Source organism: Streptomyces alkaliphilus (assembly GCF_014141535.1).
Lineage (GTDB): Bacteria > Actinomycetota > Actinomycetes > Streptomycetales > Streptomycetaceae > Streptomyces > Streptomyces alkaliphilus.
This window is the reverse complement of sequence record NZ_VKHT01000011.1, coordinates 1-21,452: the sequence shown is the minus strand read 5'-3', so window position 1 is coordinate 21,452 and position 21,452 is coordinate 1. Positions and strand designations below refer to the sequence as shown.

Below are 21,452 nucleotides of genomic sequence, written 5' to 3'. Positions count from 1 at the left end.
GCCGTGGCCTCCCACGGCGGGTTCGGGGGATGAGGGTCGACCCGAGCCCGTGGAACCGGGACGTCGGCGCTTCCACCCCCGGGTCCGGTGTCGCCTTCGGGCGCCGATCATCCCGGCCCCATTCGCTCGACCGGGAAAGACGGAATGCGGTGACCGTCAAGGAGGTGAATCAGCCTTTCCGGTCCGACGCTCGGAGAATTCCGGGCAGGGGCGACCACGGGTGCAACTTGGTGCAGACGTCGTTGTTCCCGTTCGTCGGGGCGATTGAGGATGGCTTTTCTCGGCGATGAAGAGGACCGAACAAGGGGTGGCATGAACTGGGTTGTATCCGGGCTGGGCGCGATATCGGCGGTGGGGGGGAACCCGGACGAGATGTTCGCCAACCTGTGCGGCGGGCGTAGTGGGTTGCGGGAGTTGCACGGGATCGACCGGACGCCCTACCGCGGGCGGTACGCCTACCAGATCCACGACCACCCCGACGGGCACGACGTGCCGGGCCGGGCGAGTGCCTTCGTCGCCGACGTGATCGAGCAGGCGGCGATCCGGGCCGGACTCGGAACGGACTTGCGGGACGTGCCGATCCTCATCGGCAGCGGGCTGCGCGAACTGCGTTCGGCCGAGCTGCACTGGCGCGACAAGGGCGACCTCGGCGCCCTGTCCGCCGACGACCTGCATTTCGGCACCGCGTTGAGGAGTCGTTTCGGTGCCACCGACACCCACACCGTCGCCAACGCCTGCGCCGCCTCGGTCTACGCCCTCGCGCTGGCCGCGGACATGCTGGCCACCGACCAGGCGGACTCGGTGGTCGTCGCCGGTGTGGACGTGCTCAACGAGAGCATGTCCGGCGTCATGGAGCGGGTCCACCCGGTCGCCCCCGACCGGCTGCGGCCCTTCGACCGCAACCGCGCCGGCGTGATGATGGGTGAGGGCGCCGCGGCGGTGGTGCTCAGCCGGGACGCCGCCGAACCGCTCTGCCGGGTGCGTGCCGTGGAGGTGGGGTGCGACGCACACCACGACACCGCGCCCAACCCGGAAGGGTTCGCCGAGGCGATGCGCGCCGCGCACCGCTCGGCGGGTGTCGCACCCGCGGACATCGATCTGGTCATGCTGCACGGCACCGGCACGTTGCTCAACGACGAGGTGGAGGCCACCGCGACGGAGAAGGTGTTCGGAGCCGACGTCGGGGTGCCGCTGATGACCGCGATCAAGTCGATGACCGGCCACACCGGCGGTGCTTCCGGCGTGATGAGCCTGGTCAGCGCGGTGTTGTCCATGGCGCACGGCATGGTTCCGCCCGTCGTCGGCCTGACCGACCCGGTCGATGAGGCGGCCTCCTTCCGCTTCGTCACCGGGGCCGCCGCCCGCCACCCGGTCTCTGTCGCGCAGGTCAATGCTCTGGGCTTCGGAGGCATGAACACAGTGGCCGTACTGGAGGCACCGAACCGATGAGAAGCCACGCCTACCCCGGAGTCGTCGTCACCGGAACCGGGGTGATCCTGCCCGGCGCGGACCGTCCGGAGGCGGTGACCGCGGGGCGCGGAGAGCACGCGGAGCCGGTCGACCCCACCCGAACGCTCGGCCGCGGAGGGCGGCCCAGAGGGCTGCGGTACAAGGACCGGGCGACCCAACTCGCCTACTGCGCGGCGGACGCCGCGCTGACCGACGCCGGGCTGCTCACGGACGGCGACCTCACAGTGCCCTCGCACACCGTGGGAGTGGTGGTCAGTTCCAACACCGGCAACCTGGACACCGTGGTGCGCGTGGTCGACACGTTGCGCGCCGGGACGACCGACGCGCTGAGCCCGATGGATCTGCCCAAGGTGTCGTGCAATGTGGTCGCGTCCTCGGTCGCGATCAAGTACGGCCTGCGCGGCCCCAACCTGATGATCTGCAATGGGACGACCTCCGGTCTGGACGCGGTGCGCTGGGCCGCCACGATGCTCGAGACCGGCCGGCTGACACGGGCGGTGGTACTCGGGGTCGAACCGGACACCGCTCCGACCCGCACGCTGCTGAACGGTGCCCCGCCACTGGACGGCGCCGTCGCGCTCGTCGTGGAGGACACCGCGTCGGCGACCGCGCGCGGCGCCCGCGTCCTCGCCCGCGTGGGCGGTCACGCACGCGGCACGGGCATCGCGGAATGCGTCGCCGCGCTGTCCGCCGTGAACCCGACGCCACCGGTGGCCTGGCAGGTGCCGGGCCGCACCGTGCCCGAGGAGGTGTTGCCCGGCGTGCCGCGCAACGACCTCACCACGGCCTGGGGACCCGGCTCCGGCGCCCTGGGCGTGCTGCAGTGCGTCGCCGCCGTCGGCGCCTTCGCCACCGGTGCGACCGGTGCGATCTACGCCACCGCGGGCGACGACGACCACGACGCGACCGCGGGCCTGGTGCTCACCCCACCATCCGATTCCCGATGACCGGACCGATGCCCGAAATCGCCCGTGGAAACGACCACCGGCGGTGTCAGTCAACCCTGGAGACGTTATGCCGGACGCCACGACGGCCTTCGACGTACCACTGACCACCGGGCAGCGGGGCCTGTGGTTCGCACAGCTCATGGACCCGACGAACCCCCGCTACCGGGTCGCCGAACGGACCGGCATCGCCGGGCCGGTGGATGTCGAGCGGTTCCGGCGGGCGCTCACCCGCACCGTGGCCGACACGCAGGTCCTGCGCGGCCGGGTGGTCGAGGTCGGCGACCCCGGGGAGCCGGTTCTGCGCGTCGACGAACCGCCGGTCGAACCACCCTTCACCTTCGTCGACCTCTCCGCCTCCGCGGACCCGTCGGCCGCCGCCGAGGCATGGCAGCGGAAGCGACTCGAGCTCCCCCTCGACATCACCCGACCCTCGGCCTACGACTTCGCACTGCTGAAACTGGCCGACACCGAGTACGTGTGGTTCCAGCAGTACCACCACCTGCTGATGGACGGAGTCGGCGAGTTCCTCGTGCAGCAGCGCTGCGCCGAGGTCTACACGGCGCTGGTGGACGGGCGTCCGGTGCCCTCGGCCGACTTTCCGCCGGTACGCACACCGGTGGACGTCGAGGCCGAGTACCGCTCCTCGACACGTCACGCGCGGGCCCGGGAGTTCTGGACGACGCGTTTGGCGGATGCCCCGGAACCGGTGACGCTCGGCACCGACACCCCGCACGTGCCCCGTGCACAGCGTCGCGCCGTCGTCTCCTGGTCGCCGGAACGGGTGGACCGGGTACGCGCCGCCGCGACCGAACTGGGGGTGGCGTGGCCGGTGCTGGTGGTGGCAGCGCTCGCGCTCTACCTGGACCGGCAACGCGGTGACCGGGAGGTGGTGCTGGGGTTGCCCGTCGCCGCCCGGGGCGGAACCTGCGACAGGGTTCCCGGCATGGTCTCCAACGTGCTGCCGCTGAGGCTGGACCTGCGAGCGGCGGCGACCGTCGGCGAACTGGTCCGCGTGGTGGCGGCCGACCTACGGGCCACGGTCCGGCACCAGCACTACCGCCAGGAGGACCTGCGTCACGAGCTCGGCCTGCTCGGGGGCACGCGCCGGCTGTACGGACCCCAGGTCAACCTGGCGCTCGGCAGGGCCGTGCTGGACTTCGCCGGGCACCCCGGCCTCAGCCGCAACGTGTCCACCGTGCCCACGGACGATCTTTCGCTCGGGCTGGACCGTCGCCCCGACGACGGGGGCCTGGACCTCGTCTACGACGTCCACGCGGAGGTGTTCGACGAACGGGCCTTCGCCGCCCTGCGCACGCGGTTGGACACGATCGTCGACGTGCTCGTCGGCGCGGCACCGGACCTCCCGCTCGCCGGTATCGACACCGTGACCCCGACCGAGCGACGACACCTGTTGCACGGGGTGAACGACACCGCGCACGACGTACCGGAGACCACCCTGCCCGCGTTGTTCGAGAGCCGGGTGCGGGCGACCCCGCACGCTCCCGCCGTCGTGTTCGGCGGCGGTTCGCTCGACTACACCGGGTTCAACGAGCGCGTGAACCGGTTGGCGCACCTGTTGTTGGCCAGGGGCATCCACCGCGGTGACAGGGTCGCGGTCGCCATCCCGCGGTCGTTCGAGCTGGTCATCGCGCTGTACGCGGTGCACAAGGCCGGGGCGGCCTACGTGCCGATCGATCCGGATCTCCCCGCCGAACGGGTCGTTTTCATGCTCGACGACGCCCGCCCGGCGCTGCTGCTGACCACCGCGGAGTTCGCCGCCGCGCTGCCGGCGACCCCGGGCACGCCGCGGCTTCCGGTCGACACCGCGACCGACCTCGCCGACCGGCCGAGCCACGACCCCACCGACGCCGAGCGAGGCGCCGCGCTGTCCGGGGCGGACACCGCGTACGTGATCTACACCTCGGGTTCGACCGGCCGCCCCAAGGGGGTCGCCGTGTCCCACCGGGCGATCGTGAACCGCCTGCTGTGGATGTGCGAGGCGTACTCGATCGACCACACCGACCGGGTCCTGCAGAAGACCCCGGCCGGTTTCGACGTATCGGTGTGGGAGTTCTTCCTGCCGCTGCTCGCCGGCGCCACCCTGGTCGTCGCCGAACCCGGCGCACACACCGATCCCGTTGCGCTGAGCAGGCTGATCGACGGTGAGCGGATCAGCACCGTGCACTTCGTACCGTCGATGCTGGAGGCATTCCTCGCCGCGGCGGAGCCGGCCGACCGTACCTCCCTGCGCCGGGTGATCTGCAGCGGAGAGGCGCTGAGCGGACGGACGGCGCGACGGTTCCTCGCCTCCTCGGGCACCGGATCGCACCACCCGATCGAGCTGCACAACCTGTACGGACCGACCGAGGCGGCCGTCGACGTGACGGCCCATCGCTGCGACCCCGACGAGCCGGGGGCGGGCGTCCCGATCGGACGTCCGGTGTGGAACACCCGGGTCCTCGTGCTGGACGCCGTGCTGCGGCCCGTGCCGGCCGGCGTGGCGGGAGAGCTCTACCTCGCGGGTCCCCAATTGGCCGACGGATACCTCGGCAGGCCCGGTCTCACCGCCGAGCGGTTCGTGGCCGACCCGTGGGGCCCGCCCGGCACGCGGATGTACCGCACCGGCGATCTGGCGCGCCGGACCGTCGAGGGTGAGCTGGAATTCCTCGGCCGGGCCGATCACCAGGTCAAGATCCGCGGTTTCCGTATCGAGCCGGGGGAGATCGAGGCGGCCCTGGCCCTCTCGCCCGATGTCGACCGGGTCGTGGTGGTCGCCCGCGACGACAACCCGACCGGGCCCGGTGACCACCGACTGGTCGCCTACCTGGTGCCGGCCCCCGGCACCACGCCGGACCACGACGCGCTGCGGGAGCTGGTCTCCGCGACGTTGCCCGCCCACATGGTTCCTGCGGCCTTCGTCACGCTCGACCGGCTTCCGACCACGGCCAACGGCAAGCTCGACCGGCGTGCGCTGCCGGCTCCGGACTACGGCGCGGGCAGCACGGGCCGGGCCGCCCGCACCGTCGACGAGGAACTGCTGTGCGGTCTGTTCGCCGAGGTGCTCGGTGTCGGCACGGTCACCGTGGACGACGACTTCTTCGCGCTCGGCGGGCACTCGCTGCTGGCCAGTCGCCTCGTCGGTCGGGTCCGTTCGGTACTCGACGCCGAGATCACCGTGCGGGACGTGTTCGAAGCACCGACCCCTCTGCGGTTGCTCCGTCGTACCGGCTCGGCGAACCGGCGCCCGCCGCTCCTCCCGGTGACGGACGGTACCCCGGCGCCGCTGTCGGCGGGGCAACGCCAGCAGTGGGTGCTGCACCGCCTGGAGGGCCCGTCCCCCATGTACAACATGGGACTGGCGGTGCGGATCACCGGCATCGTGAATCACGAGGCGCTGCGGCTCGCCCTGCACGACGTGGTGTCCCGGCACGAACCGCTGCGCACCCTGTTCCGGGACGATGACACGGGGACGCCGCGCCAAGTGGTGCTCCCGGCGGATTCCGCGCGCCCCGAGTTGTCCGTCGTGCCGCTGGAGGAGGACGAGCCAACCGCCGCGCTGCGGGAGGCGGGGCGCCACACCTTCGACCTCGCCACCGATCTGCCGGTGCGGGCGACCCTGTTCGTGCTCGGCGACGAGCACGTGCTGCTGTTGATGTTGCATCACATCGCCGGTGACGGACAGTCCCTGCGGCCTCTGACCCGGGACCTCTCGCTCGCCTATACGGCGCGGCTGTCCGACCGGCATCCGGACTGGCCGTCACTGCCCGTGAGCTACGGTGACCACTGCCACTGGCAGCACGCCGTCCTCGGCGACGAGGAGGACCCGGAAAGCCTCGCCGCCCGGCAGCTCGAGTACTGGCGGGCCGCGCTGGCCGGGTTGCCCGAGGAGATTCCGCTGCCCACCGACCGTCCCCGACCCGCCCGGTCGACCCACCGCGGCGCCCGGGCGGCGGTCGAGGTCGGGGCGGACACCCACCACGGCCTCGTCGAGCTGGCCGGGAAGCGGGGCGCCACCCTGTTCATGGTCGTACAGGCCGCGCTGGCCACGGTCCTGACCAAGCTGGGCGGCGGCACCGACCTGCCGATCGGTGGTGTGGTGGCCGGTCGCGGTGACCAGGCGCTCGAGGAACTGGTGGGCTGCTTCGTCAACACGGTGGTGCTGCGCACCGACACGTCGGGCGATCCGACGTTCACCGAACTGCTCGACCGGGTGCGGGAGACCGACCTCGCCGCCTACGCCCACCAGGATCTGCCGTTCGAGCGGCTCGTGGAACGGCTGCGTCCGGAGAGGTCGACCTCGCACAATCCGCTGTTCCAGGTGATGCTGGTGCTGCAGGACGACGACGTGCGGCTGGAGCTGCCCGGCACGGTCGTTCGCCCGCTCCCGGTCGAAAGGGATTACACGAAGTTCGACCTCGTGCTCGAAGTCCGTGAGCGGCGCGACGCGGACGGCGCCCCGGCCGGGCTGACCGGTCACCTCGAGTACAGCACCGACCTGTTCGACCCGGACACCGCCACGCGGATCGTCGACCGCCTGGTCCGGGTCCTCGACGCAGCCGTCGCCGACCCCGACCGTCCGGTCGGCACGATCGACGTGCTCGACCCGGCCGAACGGAACCGGCTGCTCGTCGAGTGGAACGACACCGCACGTGACATCCCGGTGCGTACGCTGCCGCGAATCTTCGAGGAGACCGCCGCCGCGACCCCGGACGCCCCCGCGCTCCTCACCGACGGGGCACATCTGAGCTACGCCGAGCTCAACGCGCGGGCGAACCGCTTGGCCGGGCTCCTGATCGCACGCGGGGCCGGGCCGGAGCGGCTCATCGCCGTACTGCTGCCGCGATCGGTGGACCTCGTGGTCACCGAGCTGGCGATCGGCAAGGCGGGCGCCGCGTTCGTGCCCATCGACCCCGCCTACCCGACCGACCGGATCGCCCACATCCTGGACGACGCCCGGCCGCTGCTCGTGATGGCGTCCTTCGACACGGCCGCCGCACTGCCCGAGACGGCCTGCCCGGTTCTGCTCGTCGACGACGTGCGCGCCGAAGCGATGGGCCCGACAGGCGGGGACGACGGCATCGCAGACATCACCGACGCCGACCGGCTCGGCCCGCTGTCCCCGGCGAACACCGCCTACGTCATCTACACATCCGGAACCACGGGTGTCCCGAAGGGGGTCGTCGTAACCCATCGAGGGCTCGCCGGCTTCACCGGGTTCCTGGTCGACCGGTTCGAGGCGACCGCGGACAGCCGGGTGTTGCAGTTCTCCTCGCCCGGCTTCGACCTCTCGGTGCTGGAACTGTGCCTCGCGTTCGGGTCCGGTGCCGCGCTCGTGGTGTCCTCGGACGGGCCGCTGATCGGGTCCACGCTCGCCGACGTGCTCACCGCGAACCGGGTGACGCACGCGCTGATCCCGCCCGCCGCGTTGGCCACCCTGCCCGACCGGGAACTGCCCGATTTGCGCACGCTCGCCGTGGGCGGCGACGTCTGCCCGGCAGAACTGGTCACCCGGTTCGCCTCCGGCCGCCGAATGCTCAACGGCTACGGCCCGACCGAGTACACGGTCGGCGCCACGTTCAGTCGTCCGCTGCGACCGAGCGGAGCTCCGCCGATGGGCGGTCCGCTGTGGAACACCCGGGTCTTCGTGCTCGACGCCGCCCTGAGTCCGGTACCGCCGGGCGTCCCCGGCGAGCTGTATCTGGCCGGGGACGGGCTCGCCCGGGGCTACCTCGGCCGGCCGGGCCAGACCGCGCAGCGGTTCGTGGCGAACCCCTTCGGACCGGCAGGCGCGCGCATGTACCGCACCGGCGACCTGGTGCGCTGGAACACCGGGGGCGAACTGGAGTTCCTCGGCCGCACCGACGACCAGGTCAAGATCCGCGGGTTCCGGGTGGAGCTCGGCGAGGTGGAGAGCGTGCTGGGCGCCCACCCGGCGGTGCGGCAGTGCGTGGTCGTGGTGCACGAGGATCCGCCGGGCACCAGGCGCCTGGTGGGCTATGTCGTCACCGGCGGGCCCGATGGCCCGGACGGCGAGGCGTTGCGCGCGCACGCGGCCTCGACCCTGCCCGAGTACATGGTGCCCGCCGCGGTCATGGTGCTCGACGCACTGCCCACGACCGCCAACGGCATGAAGGTGGACCGCAAGGCACTGCCCTCTCCCGAGTTCGCCGCGTGCGGCACCCGCACCGCTCCCCGCGACACCGCCGAGGCCACTCTGTGCGAGCTGTTCTCCGCGGTGCTCGGAGTGGCCGAGGTGGGGGTGCACGACAGTTTCTTCGACCTCGGCGGCGACAGCATCATGTCCATCCAACTGGTCACCCGTGCCCGCGCGGCCGGCCTGATACTCACCCCGAAGGACGTGTTCGGCCACCGCACCGTCGCCGCCCTGGCGGCAGTCGCGGCGACGCCCGCCGACCGGGACGGGACCGAGGGTGATGTTGAGCATCCGGCGGACGCGGTGGGGCCGGTTCGGCTCACCCCGATCATGCACTGGCTGCGCGAGACCGGTGGTCCGGTGGACGACTTCGCGCAGTCCATGCTGCTCACCACTCCGGTCGGACTGACCGAGGACGCCCTGCGCGCCACTGTGCAGGCGCTGCTGGACCGGCACGACGCACTGCGCATGAGACTGATCCGCCGCCGCACGTGGCGGCCGGCGATCACCGAACGCGGCACGGTGACCGCCGGCGACTGCGTGCGCCGGGTGGACGTCACCGACCACGCGCCCGGCGAACTGCTCCCGACGCTGCGAGCCGAACACGACCGAGCACACGGCGAACTCGCACCGGAGGCCGGGGCAGTGGTTCGCGCGGTGTGGTTCGACCCGGGCCCGGACCGGCCGGGCCGGCTGCTGATCGTCCTGCATCACCTCGTGGTGGACGGGGTGTCCTGGCGCATCATCGGCACCGACCTCGCCGAGGCCTGGCAGGCGGTGGCCGAAGGGCGACCACCGCGACTGGATCCGGTACCAACGTCCTACCGGCGCTGGGCCGAGGCCGTCGCCGAGTCCGCGCATGCCCCGGACGTGCTGTCCGATCTCGACGACTGGCTGGCGGTGCTCACCGAGCCGGAGGCCCCGCTCGGCGCCCGGGCGCTCGACCCCGCGACCGACACCGCGGCGACGCTCAACCGGACACGCCTCACCCTGCCCGTTCCGCTGACCACCGAACTGCTGACCACGGTGCCCGCCGCGTTCATGGCCCGCACCCACGAGATGCTGCTCACCGGCCTGGCACTGGCGATCGCGCAGTGGCGGACCCACCGCGGCGACACCTCCGACACGTTGCTGGTCGACCTGGAGGGCCATGGCCGGGACCAGCTCGACGGGCTGGATGTCTCCCGCACGGTCGGCTGGTTCACCACCTTGTACCCGGCGCGGCTCGACCTGTCGGGTGTCGACGTCGACGCGGTGTACGCCACCGGTGCCACCGGCCAGGCCGCCGCCGCCGTGCGGCGGGTCAAGCAGCAGCTCAGGAATCTGCCCGCGGGCCACGGCTACGGGCGCCTGCGCCACCTCAACCCCGAGACCGCTCCGGAGTTCACCGGCCTGGCAACGCCCCAACTGGCGTTCAACTACCTGGGCCGGCTGTCCGCCCCCACCGGGTCGGAGGACTGGGCGCTCGCCCCGGAACAGGCCGAACTCGGCGGCGGTGCCGGGAAACACGCCCCGGTCCGGCACACGCTGGAGATCAACGCGATCAGCGTCGACGGCGTCGACGGCCCGGAGCTGTCCGCCACGGTGAGCTGGCCGGCCGGCCTGTTCGTCGAACAGGACATCGTGAAGTTGACCGAGCTGTGGCGACGGGCACTGGAGGTGCTCCGGAACGCCGCGGGCACGGCGAATGGGCACACGCCGAGCGACTTCCCCCTGGTCACACTCGACCAGGCCGAGGTGGACACCCTGACGGAGGCCGTCCAGGACCTGGTCGACGTGCTGCCCCTGTCCCCACTCGCGGAGTCCTTCTTCTTCCAAGCCGCCTACCACGAACGCGGCGCCGATCCCTACACCCCACAGGTGATCCTCGACCTCTCCGGTCCACTCGACGTGGACCGACTGCGCACGTCGGCCCGACTGGTGTTGGACAGATACCCCAACCTGCGGTCCGGCTTCACCGACCGCGGACTGCGCGGCCCGGTCCAGTTCGTACCCCGCGACGTCGAGGTGCCGTTCCGCCTCGTCGACCTGTCCGGCACGGCCGACGCGGCGGCGGAGGACGAGACCCGGCAGGTCCTGGCCTCCGACCGGCGCGCCGGTTTCGTGCTCCACGAGCCGCCGCTGGTGCGGTTCACCCTGTTCGTGTACCGGGACCACCGGTACCGGCTGGTGCTGACCAATCACCACATTCTGCTCGACGGATGGTCGGTGCCACTGCTGCTGCGCGAGCTGTTCGACTGCTACGCCGCCGGTGCGGACACGGCCGGGTTGAGGCCCGCCCCCCGGTACCGCGACTACCTGGCCTGGCTCGCCCGGCAGGACCGCACGGAGGCCCGGGACGCCTGGCGCCGGGCACTGGCGGGCGTGGACCAGCCGACCCTGCTCGTCGACTCGGCCCGCTCCGTGTCGCAGGAGGTCCGCCGGTCGGCGGACCTCACCGTGCGGCTGACCGGCCTCGACGACCTCGCCCGCGACTGCGGGGTCACCACCAACACCGTCCTGCAGGGGCTGTGGGCATTGGTGCTCGCCGCTCGGACCGGTCGGGACGACCTGGTGTTCGGCACCACGGTCTCCGGTCGGCCGCCCGAGCTCCCCGGTGTGGAGTCGATGGTCGGCCTGCTGATCAACACCGTGCCGGTGCGGGTCCGGGCGGGCGAGGCCCATTCGTTCCGCGACCTGCTCACCCGGCTCCAGACGGACCAAGCCGAACTGCTCGGCCACCACCACCCGGGAATGACCGAAATCCAGCAGGTGGCGGGCACCGGCGAACTGTTCGACACCCTGGTGGTGTTCGAGAACTACCCGCTGGACCCCGACACGATGGACCTCCCCGGCACCGGCCTGCGGTTGACGGGGGCGAGCAGCGAGGAGACGGGGCACTACCCGCTCACCGTCGTCGGCGTGCCCGGTGAGGAGCTGGAGGTACGGCTGCACTACCGGGAGGACCTCGTGTCCGCCGTCGAGGTCGCGTCGGTCGCCGAGCAGCTGCGCACCCTGGCCGACCGGCTCGGCGCCAACCCGGACACCGTGTTGTCCACGATGGATCTTCTGCCCGTCGCCGAGCGTGCGGTGGTGTTGGCGGTTGGGCGGGGGCCCGAGCGTGTGGTGCCCGAGGTGTCGATTCCGGGGCGGTTCGCCGAGCAGGTGGCGAAGGCTCCCGATGCGGTGGCGTTGGTCTTCGGTGGGTGTGAGGTGACGTACGGGGAGTTGGATCGCCGGGCGAATCGGTTGGCGCGCCGGTTGTTGGGGTTGGGTGTGGGGCGTGAGGATCGGGTGGCGATCGTGCAGCGCCGTTCGGTCGAGTTGGTGGTCTCCGTTCTGGCGGTGTTGAAGGCCGGGGCGGTGTATGTGCCGTTGGATCCGCGTGCCCCGGCCGGTCGGTTGGGTCGGATGCTGGGTCTCAGTGGTGCGGTGGTGTTGCTCACCGATGCCGAGGATCATGTGGTGGAGCATCCGGTGACGGTTGTGGTCGGGTCGGAGTCGTTGTCGGAGGAGGACTCCGATCCCGGTGTGGAGGTTTGTCCGGATCAGTTGGCCTATGTGATGTTCACGTCCGGTTCCACGGGTGAGCCCAAGGGTGTCGCCGTGTCGCATCGGAGCGTGCTCGGGTTCGTTCTCGACGGGCTGTGGGAAGAGCGCGGTCACGCTCGGGTTCTGCAGCACGTGGCCCACTCGTTCGACCCGTCGGTCTATGAGTTGTGGGTGTCGTTGTTGTTCGGCCGCGAGTTGGTGATCGCCCCGCCCGGTGAGCTGGATGTGGCGGAGTTGGCCCGTACGATCCGTGAGAACGAGGTGACCGCGCTGGCGATGCCGGCCGCTGTCTTCCGACTCGTGGCCGAGGACCGACCGGACTGCTTCGCGGGAGTACGGGAGCTGATGGTCGGCGGAGAGGATCTGCCGGCCGTCGCGGCTCGGCGCGTCCTGTCCGCCCATCCTTCCCTGGTGTTGAGCAACGGTTACGGGCCGACCGAGACGACCGTGATGCCCACGGCGTACACCATGCGCAGGGTGGGCGATGTGCCCGACTCGGTGCCGATCGGGCGGCCCATGGACAATCGGCGTGTTCACGTGCTCGATCGGGGATTGCGATTGGTGCCCCGTGGGGTGACGGGTGAGTTGTACGTCTCCGGTGCGGGGTTGGCGCGCGGTTATCTGGATCGGCCGGGGTTGACGGCGCAGGCGTTCGTGGCCGATCCGTTCGGGCCGCCGGGTGCGCGGATGTACCGCACCGGGGATCTGGTGCGCTGGAACAGTGAAGGGAACCTGGAGTTCCTCGGCCGGGCGGACCAGCAGGTCAAGATCCGCGGGTTCCGCATCGAGATCGGTGAGATCGAGACGGTGTTGGCCGAGCTGCCCGGCGTGGGGCAGAGCCTGGTGGTCGTGCGCGAGGACATCCCCGGCGAGAAACGACTCGTCGCCTACTACGTCCCGGTCGCGGAGCCGGATGTCGGTGGGTTGCGTGCGGCGATGTCGGCCGTGTTGCCGGACTACATGGTGCCCGCTGCCTTCGTGCCCCTGGACTCCCTGCCCCTGACGGTCAACGGCAAGGTGGACCGGGCCGCGCTGCCCGCCCCGGTCATCGCCTCGGTCGGTGGGCGCGGCCCTCGCGACGAGGCCGAACGGGTTCTGTGTGAACTGTTCGGCGAAGCGCTCGGAACGACCGAGGTCTCGGTCCACGACAATTTCTTCGAGTTGGGTGGGCATTCGCTGTTGGCGACCCGGTTGGTGAGCCGGGTGCGGTCGGTGTTGGGTGTCGAGGTGTCCGTCCGTTCGGTGTTCGAGGCGCCCACGGTGGCGGAGTTGGCGGTGGTTCTGGAGACCGCCGGCGGTGGGCGGCCGGCGTTGCGCCGGATGCCGCGTGGTGAGGTGGTTCCCGCCTCCTTCGGCCAGCGACGGTTGTGGTTCCTCAACGCGATGGACCCGGAGGCGTCCCCCTACCGGATCCCGGCGGTCCTGCGGATGACCGGCCGGTTGGACACCGAGGCGCTACGGGCCGCTCTCCACGATGTCGTCGAGCGGCACGAAGTGCTGCGCACCGTCTATCCGGCCGTCGAGGGGGAGCCGCATCAGGTGGTGTTGCCCGCCTCCGGGGTGGGGTTGTGGCACGATCCGGTGACCACCACCGAGGACGCGCTCCACGCGGACCTCGCCGCGGAGTTCGAGCGGCCGTTCCATCTGGAGACCGAAATCCCCTTGCGGACGAGGTTGTTCCGGCTGGGTGAAGAAGAGCACGTGTTGATGATCGTGTTGCACCACATCGCCGGGGACGGTTCCTCGATCGGCCCGCTGGTGCGTGATCTGTCCGATGCCCATGCCGCGCGGTGCCGGGGTGAGGCCCCCGGGTGGGAACCACTGCCGGTGCAGTACGCCGACTACACCCTGTGGCAGCGCCGGTGGCTCGGGGACGAGGCCGACCCGCACTCGGTGATCGCCGGGCAGCTGGATCACTGGAAGACCACGCTGGCCGGGCTGCCCGAGGGGCTCGACCTGCCCACCGACCGCCCCCGTCCCGCCGTCGCGGGTCATCGCGCCGAGTCGGTGGTGTTCGAGGTGCCGGCGGAGGTGCACCGGCGGCTCGCCGCGCTGGCCTCCGAACAGCGGGCCAGCATGTTCATGGTGGCGCACGCAGCCCTCGCCGCCCTGTTGACCCGTGTCGGCGCGGGCACGGACATCCCCATCGGCACGCCGATCGCCGGCCGGGCCGATGAGGCCCTGGACGATCTGGTCGGTTTCTTCGTCAACACCCTGGTGCTGCGCACCGACACCTCCGGCGACCCCTCCTTCACCGAACTGCTGGACCGGGTGCGGCAAACCGACCTGGAGGCCTACGCCCACCAGGACGTGCCGTTCGAGCGGCTGGTGGAAGTCCTCAACCCGCCCCGCAGCCTCTCCCGACATCCCCTGTTCCAGGTCATGCTGTCCTTCCAGAACGAATCGCCCACCATGTTCACGGCAGCCGGCCTGGACATCACCGAGACGGCGGTGACCGACGGTGGCGGAGCCAAGTTCGACCTGGCCCTCCAGTTGGCCGAGCGGACCGGCCCGGACGGCGAGCCCGACGGCCTCACATGCAGCGTCCGCTACCGGACGGACCTCTTCGACAGGGACACCGTCGACAGGCTCACCGGGGCCTTCGGGCGACTGCTCACCCGGGTGGCCGAGGCGCCACGGCAGCCCATCGGCACCGTTGAGTTGCTCGATGAAGCCACCAGGCGACGCCTGCTCGTGGAGTGGAACGACACCGCGGTCGGGGCCGCCACCGCCACGTTGCCCGAACTGCTCACCGCGCAGGCCCGCCGCACCCCGGACGCGGTTGCCGTCCGGCATGGTCGTGCGTCGATGACGTACGCCGAGCTGGACCGTGCGACCGACCGACTGGCCCACGTACTCGTCGGGCGCGGTGTCGGCCCGGAGCGCATGGTGGCGGTGGTGCTGCCGAGGTCGCTCGGCCAGCTGGTCGCGCTGCTCGGGGTACTCAAGGCCGGCGGTGCCTATGTGCCGCTCGATCCCGACCATCCCCGCGAGCGGCTCCGGTTCATCCTGGCCGATGTCCGGGCGTCGCTGCTGCTGACCACCTCGGAGTGGGCGGACGCGCTCTCCGAGGACGTGCCGACCCTGTCGGTGGACCGGGCCACAGGAACGGCACAGGCCCCGGTGGCGGGGACCGCGCCCCTGCCCTCGCCGCGTCCGCACGACCCCGCTTACGTCATCCACACCTCCGGCTCCACGGGTCGGCCCAAGGGCGTGGTGGTCGAACACCGCTCGCTGTCCGACTACCTCGCCTTCGCCGGTACCCGTTACCCGGGCATGCGCGAGGCGGTTCTGGTCACCACAACGGCATCCTTCGACCTCAGCGTCACCGGACTGTTCGTACCGCTCACCGTGGGCGGCACGGTGCACCTTGCGGCGCTCGACGACGACGCGGACACCGTCGCGGCGCTGCGGGGCCAACCGTGCGCGCTGACCAAGGTCACCCCCAGCCACCTGCCGATGCTGGCCGAACTGCCCGAGGAGTTCAGTCCCCGTACCGAGCTGCTGCTCGGTGGCGAGGCGTTGCACGGCGAGGCGTTGCGCGACTGGCGTGCCGCGCATCCCGGCGCGAGCGTGGTGAACTGCTACGGCCCCACCGAACTCACCGTGAACTGTGCCGATCACCGGATCGAACCGGGAGCTCCGCTGCCGGATGGACCCGTGCCGATCGGGCGGCCGATGGCCAACACCGCGGTCTACGTGCTCGACCGGCGGCTGCGGCCGGTGGACGTGGGGATCGCGGGTGAGTTGTATGTCTCCGGTGCGGGGTTGGCGCGCGGTTATCTGGATCGGCCGGGGTTGACGGCGCAGGCGTTCGTGGCCGATCCGTTCGGGCCGCCGGGTGCGCGGATGTACCGCACCGGGGATCTGGTGCGCTGGAACAGTGAAGGGAACCTGGAGTTCCTCGGCCGGGCGGACCGGCAGGTCAAGATCCGCGGGTTCCGCATCGAGCCGGGCGAGATCGAAGCCGCGCTCACCCGCCACCCCGGCGTACGGCAGGCGGTGGCCGTCGTGCGCGAGGACACGCCGGGAGACCAGCGGCTGGTGGCCTACGCGGTGCCGGATCGCGGTGTGTCGCCGGACCCGGCCGGGTTGCGCGGCGCGCTCGCCAAGGTCCTGCCGGACCACCTGGTCCCCTCGGCCGTCGTCGTCCTGGACGAACTGCCGCTGACTCCCAACCGCAAGGTGGACCGGGCCGCGCTGCCCGCCCCCGCCGGCCGGCGGCAGGCGGGCACCGCGCCACGCGACGAGGCCGAACGGGTTCTGTGTGAACTGTTCGGCGAAGCGCTCGGAACGACCGAGGTCTCGGTCCACGACAATTTCTTCGAGCTGGGCGGGCATTCGCTGCTGGCCACCCGGTTGATCGGTCGGATACGTGACGTGCTGGGCGTCCGGCTGGGCATTCGTACCCTTTTCGAGGCGCCGACCGTGGCCGAACTCGCCGGGAGGGTGGGTGGTCACGGCGGTGAGAACAGCTTCGACGTGCTCATCGGCCTGCGCGAGCGCGGGACCGGCCTCCCCGTGTTCTGCGTCCATCCGGCGAGCGGGTTCGTCCGGACCTACAGCGGATTGCTCCGCCACCTCGACGACGACCTCCCGGTGTACGGGCTGCAGGCGCGGGGGATGGACGGCTCCTCGCTGCCGCGCTCGGTGGCCGAGGTCGCCGCCGACTACACGGAACAGATGCGGAAGATCCAACCGCACGGGCCCTACCGCCTGGTCGGCTACTCCTTCGGCGGGATCGTCGTGCACGAGATGGCGGCCGGGTTGCAGGAGGTCGGGGAAGCCGTCGAACTGCTCGCCGTCCTGGACACCGTGCCGCGCACCGGCGCGGAGCCGGTGTTGGACCAGGAGGATGTCCGGGACGGTTTGTTCCGCGCCATGCTGGAGCTCGGTGGATACGACCTGGACGATCTCACCGGTCGGCGGCTCGACGCCGCCGGGGTGGCCGAACTGCTCGCGGAACGGGGCGGCATGTTCGGTGACCTGGACGCCGGAGAGCTCCGTCGGCTGTGCGCAGTCATGGCCAACAACAACGCCATGGCCGGGACGCACGTACCGCGCCGGTACCGCGGGGATGTGCATCTGTTCGTCGCCACCGAGGGCGAGCGGCTCGATCCGGCTGGTTGGGAACCCCACATCGACGGCTCGATCATCGAGCACCCGGTCACCACGGATCACGCGGGAATGACGCGTCCCCGATCGCTCGATGTCATCGGCCGGGCGCTGGCCCGGATCCTGGCGGACCCCACGGCGGGACGACCCGGAGCCGCGGACCACGAAGGCTCGAACGAGGGGGGAGTCCGATGAGCGTCGGCTCCCCGCCCCCCGGGGGCGCGATGACACCCGGTCCGGACGCGTCGACGCGGGAGCGGGCCGGGGAACCGTGGGAGGCGCGCTTCGCGGCGCCGTTGCGTGCGGTGGACCGGGTCGAGACGGCGACCATGACACCGGCGATCAAATTCCACGCCTACAAGGAGGTCAATCCCCGGGACCCCTACATGGGGGGGCACTTCCCCGGGCTCACCCTGCTGCCCGCCACGTTCTTCATCGAGGCCCTGCGCCAGTCGATGAACACCGTGCTCGGGCGGACCGAGCCGGTGAACGTGCTGAGGATCGTCACCGGGCGGTGGCTGGCCCCGGTGCTGAGCGGTGACGAGCTGTGCATGGAGGTCGAGGCCGTTCCCGAGGGGCCGGACCGCTGGGCGGTGCGCGCGCACGGTATCCGCCGGGACGGCACCACGGTCTCGATGGTGAAGGCCGTGGTCGGTACCGAGCGCCGATCGAATCCTCTCGATGTGGACCGCCACCCGCCGGCGGTCACCGACCGAGCCGGAATCCCGAACTACGCCGACATGCTGGAGATCCTGCCGGTCGCGCACCCCATCGTGCTCGTCGACCGGGTGGAGGCCATCGAGCCGGGGCGGCGGATCGTGGTGAGCAAGGCGGTCACCGGATCGGAACCGTGCTACCGGTCGATGCCCCCCGGCCTTCCCGTCTCGCGGTACACGTACCCGCACTCGCTCACGCTGGAGTCCTTCGGCCAGGCGGCGTCCCTGTTGTGGTTGTCCGACGTCTCTGCCGACGGCGTGCGCATGGCCGCCTCGGTACGGGACTGCCGGTTCGCCGGACAGGTGTACCCCGGTGCCGTACTGCGGCACGTGGTCAGGATCGACCGCCTGATCTCCGACGACGTGTTCGTCTCCGGCCAGAGCTGGGACGGTGACCGGTGCGTGCTCACCGTCGGCATGATGGCCACGGTGACACGCCCGAGTATCACGGTGCTCGGCACGGCTTCGGCACCCCCCTCCGCTCTTCGTACCCGGACCGCCGAGTCGGGCTCCACCCGGACGGCGACCCGGCCCGGGCGGATGACCGGGGGGCCGTGACACGATCTCCCGGTGGGTCGAGCCGGCCCGATTCGGGGGCGGTTCGCCCCGCCCCGATGCCTTGCTCCGGGCCTCCCCGGGGCGGGGTATCGGGGCGGCGGCCGGGAGGTGGTGGCCGGCCGCGGAATCCGGCACGGGTGGGAGGAGGACCGTGGAAAGTCCCCCGACGGCTCGGAGGCGGGGCCTCGACTCCATCCACCCGCGTACGGTCCCGACCGGCCTCTCCCGGCCCGGGGACCATGTCCGCGCACTCTTCCACCTCGCGGTCCCGCCACCCTCCGGTTGGGGGAGCGAACCGTGTGCCGCCCGCACGCATGGGTTGGGAGGTTGCGCGGTGACCACCACTCGGAGCGGTGGCGACGGCCGGGGGTGAGGCGGTGCGGGAGAGCGAGGTGCCGGGGCGGGTGGTGGTGGCCGAACCCGCGGCGTTCGCCGGCCTGTTGGCCGCCGTCCGGAGCGGGCGGATCGGCGGTCCCCTCCGCTGAAACCTTTTGCGGGACAACGGAGTTCGCTTTCCCCCCGGGATCCTCGTGACCCCCCGGCGCCCGCTTCTTCCGGGTTCTGTCACGGATCGGGGCGACCCCCTGCTCCGGGGCCGTGATTCCCGATACCAAGGTGTGCATGTGCACACGAGGAAAGCGTTGGGCGGCCGTGACGGCCGCCGTGGTGGTCGTCGGCCTCGGAACGACGGCGTGTTCGAGTGACTCGGGGGTGCCCACGCCCCCGGCGGCCGGGGCCGGGGAACCCGACAGGGCGGACATGGCGGAGTGGGAGGCCGAACTCGAGGAAGCCCTCAAGGAACTGGAGGACCTCGAAGGGCTGGAGGGTCTGGACGATTTCGGCACCGGCGCGCCGTTGAACGTCGGCGACTGCTGGGGGCGGGCGACCACGGTCGACCACGACCCCCGCTCCTGCGACGAACCGCACGTCTTCGAGGTGGTGGGTGTCCACGAGGGTTTCGAGGCGCCGGAGGGTGAGGGACTGGCCGGGATGCGGGCCGAGGAGGAGGCCAAGGAGGCCATCTGTGAGGGGCTGTTCGCCGAATACTTCGGCGTCCCCTACAACGACCAGCCGTTGCCGATGATCCTCGTGACCCCCGAGCCGGTGGGGATGGGCTCCGATCGGATCGTGTGCAGCGCCTACACCACCCGCAGCGAGGAGCACACCTCCCCCTTCAGCATCGGGTGACCTCCACGGGCGGTCGAGTCCCCGGACGAGGAGCGCCCGGACGGCAGCCACCCGGGGGTTCCGGCCCCGGGCCACACCCGCCCGGGGCGCCTCGGACCACCGCGCGGCCCGAGCGGCCCCCGGAGTCGGGCGGGACACCGGAGTCGGGCGGGACACCGGAACGACACCCGAACGACACCGCGAAATGTGCTCCGGATCGGAGCAAACGGCTCCTCCGGGGCGTCGTCCACCGGTAGGCAGGTGCGCATGTGCACACGGAAGAAGCGGTGGATGGCGGTGACGGCCGCCGTCGTGGTCGTCGGGTTCGGTGTCACGGCCTGCGGCGGTGAGGAGTGGTCCGACCCGCCGGAGTTCGAGGCCGACGACTTCCGGGCCGAGGAGTGGGGCGCCGGCGACACGTCCGGTGAGCCGACCGTCGGGGACTGCTGGGGACGTGCCGACGACGCGGCGGACCGGGAACCCCGCTCCTGCGAGGAGCCGCACGTCCACGAGGTGATCGGCGTCCACGACGGCGTGGGCGGGGCCGACGACGCGGCGCGCGCCGCCCTGTGCGAGTCCTCCTTCGCCGACTACTTCGGTGTCGCCCCCGAGGAGCGGGAGCCGCCGGTGCTGGTGATCACTCCCGAGCCGGCCCTCGCCGACACCGACCGCCTGGTGTGCGGCGTGCGCACCTCCCCCGCCGAGGAACACACGGGTTCCCTCCGCTGACCCTCCCCCATGGGGCGCCTCCCCTCACGGGGCGGTGACCCGGGTGTTTTCCCTGGTCAGGGCGGTGCGGGGCGTGCGAATGCGGGTGGGCCGGGGCGATCGTATTCTGAGGACGACGGCCCATACCGCCGTACCGCCTCCTCCGTGTGGGAGAGACCCCGGGGGGCGGACGGCGGGTGACACGTCCCGGCACCGTCCCGGGAGGTCCGTCCGCCGGTGGGATGCCCCGGGTGGTCGCGAGAAGCGCCACGACCGGGCTCCGGTTTCTCCCACCCGGCACCGATTCCCTTCGGATTCCCCCTTCGAATCCCCCCTGGAAAAGGTGAGGTCTGTAATGACATCAGCGTCTTTGCGTCGTTCGGCGATCGCACTGGTCGGGGCCGGTGCCCTGGCCCTCGGCCCCGCACTGTCGGCCTCGGCCGAGAACGGGGAGGAGGGCCTCGACGAACAGACACAGCAGGAGATCGAGGACCTCCGGGAGGCGATGGAGCCGTACCAGGACGTGGATCAGGCGATCGAGGACGGCTATGTGCAGGCCGAGGAGTGCGTCGAGACCGACGACGGCGCCATCGGCTACCACTACTACAACCCGGACTACATCAACCAGGACGTGAACCAGGACGAGCCGCCCGTGCTGGTCTACCTGCCCGACCCGGACGGTGAGCCGGGAGACCTGCGACTGGGCGCGGTCGAGTACATCGTCGCGGACGAGGGGCAGGACCCGCCGGAGTTGTTCGGCCAGGAGTTCGAGAGCCCGCCGGAGGAGCGGGACACGGGAGAGCAGCTCGACGAGCAGGACACCAACGGCGAGGACAACGGCGAGGACAACGGGGCGGGCCTCATCGAGGACCAGTTCAACGGCGACGACGCCCCCGACGCCTACTCGCTGTACGTGTGGCTGTTCTGGGACAACCCGGACGGCATCTTCAACCCCTACAACACCGACGCCACCTGCGAGGTCGAATACAACTGAGCGGGTCGATCCCTCTCCCCGGACGCCCGGCACCGGGCCGGGCGTCCCCTCCCTCCCGGGGCCGCCGGCGGGTCGGCACGGCCGGTCGGCGG

Annotated in this window: 8 protein-coding genes; all 8 read left to right on the top strand. The window is 71.4% G+C overall.

Annotation, left to right across the window (positions count from 1 at the left end; genetic code table 11):
- Window positions 1-312 precede the first annotated feature (312 nt).
- The 8 genes from FNQ90_RS00835 (at window position 313) to FNQ90_RS00805 (ending at window position 21,360) form a co-directional block, all read left to right on the top strand.
- Entirely contained in the window at window positions 313-1,449 is a 1,137-nt protein-coding gene (locus tag FNQ90_RS00835; RefSeq protein ID WP_182604481.1) for a beta-ketoacyl-[acyl-carrier-protein] synthase family protein, read from the top strand.
- Window positions 1,446-2,417: a beta-ketoacyl synthase N-terminal-like domain-containing protein gene (locus FNQ90_RS00830; RefSeq protein WP_182604480.1), complete on the top strand. Its 972-nt coding sequence runs from the start codon at window positions 1,446-1,448 to the stop codon at window positions 2,415-2,417. The genes FNQ90_RS00835 and FNQ90_RS00830 overlap by 4 nt, the downstream gene beginning before the upstream one ends.
- Before the next feature lie 67 nt (window positions 2,418-2,484).
- A complete protein-coding gene (locus FNQ90_RS00825) occupies window positions 2,485-17,412 on the top strand; it encodes a non-ribosomal peptide synthetase (RefSeq protein WP_182604479.1) in 14,928 nt (4,975 codons plus the stop codon).
- Window positions 17,409-18,491, top strand: a complete 1,083-nt coding sequence (locus FNQ90_RS00820) for a hypothetical protein (protein ID WP_182604478.1) — start codon at window positions 17,409-17,411, stop codon at window positions 18,489-18,491. Before FNQ90_RS00825 ends, FNQ90_RS00820 begins: the two co-directional genes overlap by 4 nt.
- A gap of 353 nt (window positions 18,492-18,844) precedes the next feature.
- Window positions 18,845-18,976: a hypothetical protein gene (locus FNQ90_RS27975; protein WP_267133001.1), complete on the top strand. Its 132-nt coding sequence runs from the start codon at window positions 18,845-18,847 to the stop codon at window positions 18,974-18,976.
- A gap of 274 nt (window positions 18,977-19,250) precedes the next feature.
- Window positions 19,251-19,679: a hypothetical protein gene (locus FNQ90_RS00815; protein ID WP_182604477.1), complete on the top strand. Its 429-nt coding sequence runs from the start codon at window positions 19,251-19,253 to the stop codon at window positions 19,677-19,679.
- A gap of 270 nt (window positions 19,680-19,949) precedes the next feature.
- On the top strand, window positions 19,950-20,387 hold the full coding sequence (locus FNQ90_RS00810) for a hypothetical protein (RefSeq protein WP_182604476.1): 438 nt from the start codon (window positions 19,950-19,952) through the stop codon (window positions 20,385-20,387).
- 334 nt (window positions 20,388-20,721) lie between these two features.
- The gene (locus FNQ90_RS00805) at window positions 20,722-21,360 is read left to right on the top strand and encodes a hypothetical protein (RefSeq protein ID WP_182604475.1); all 639 of its coding nucleotides are present in this window, start codon (window positions 20,722-20,724) and stop codon (window positions 21,358-21,360) included.
- Window positions 21,361-21,452: the final 92 nt, after the last annotated feature.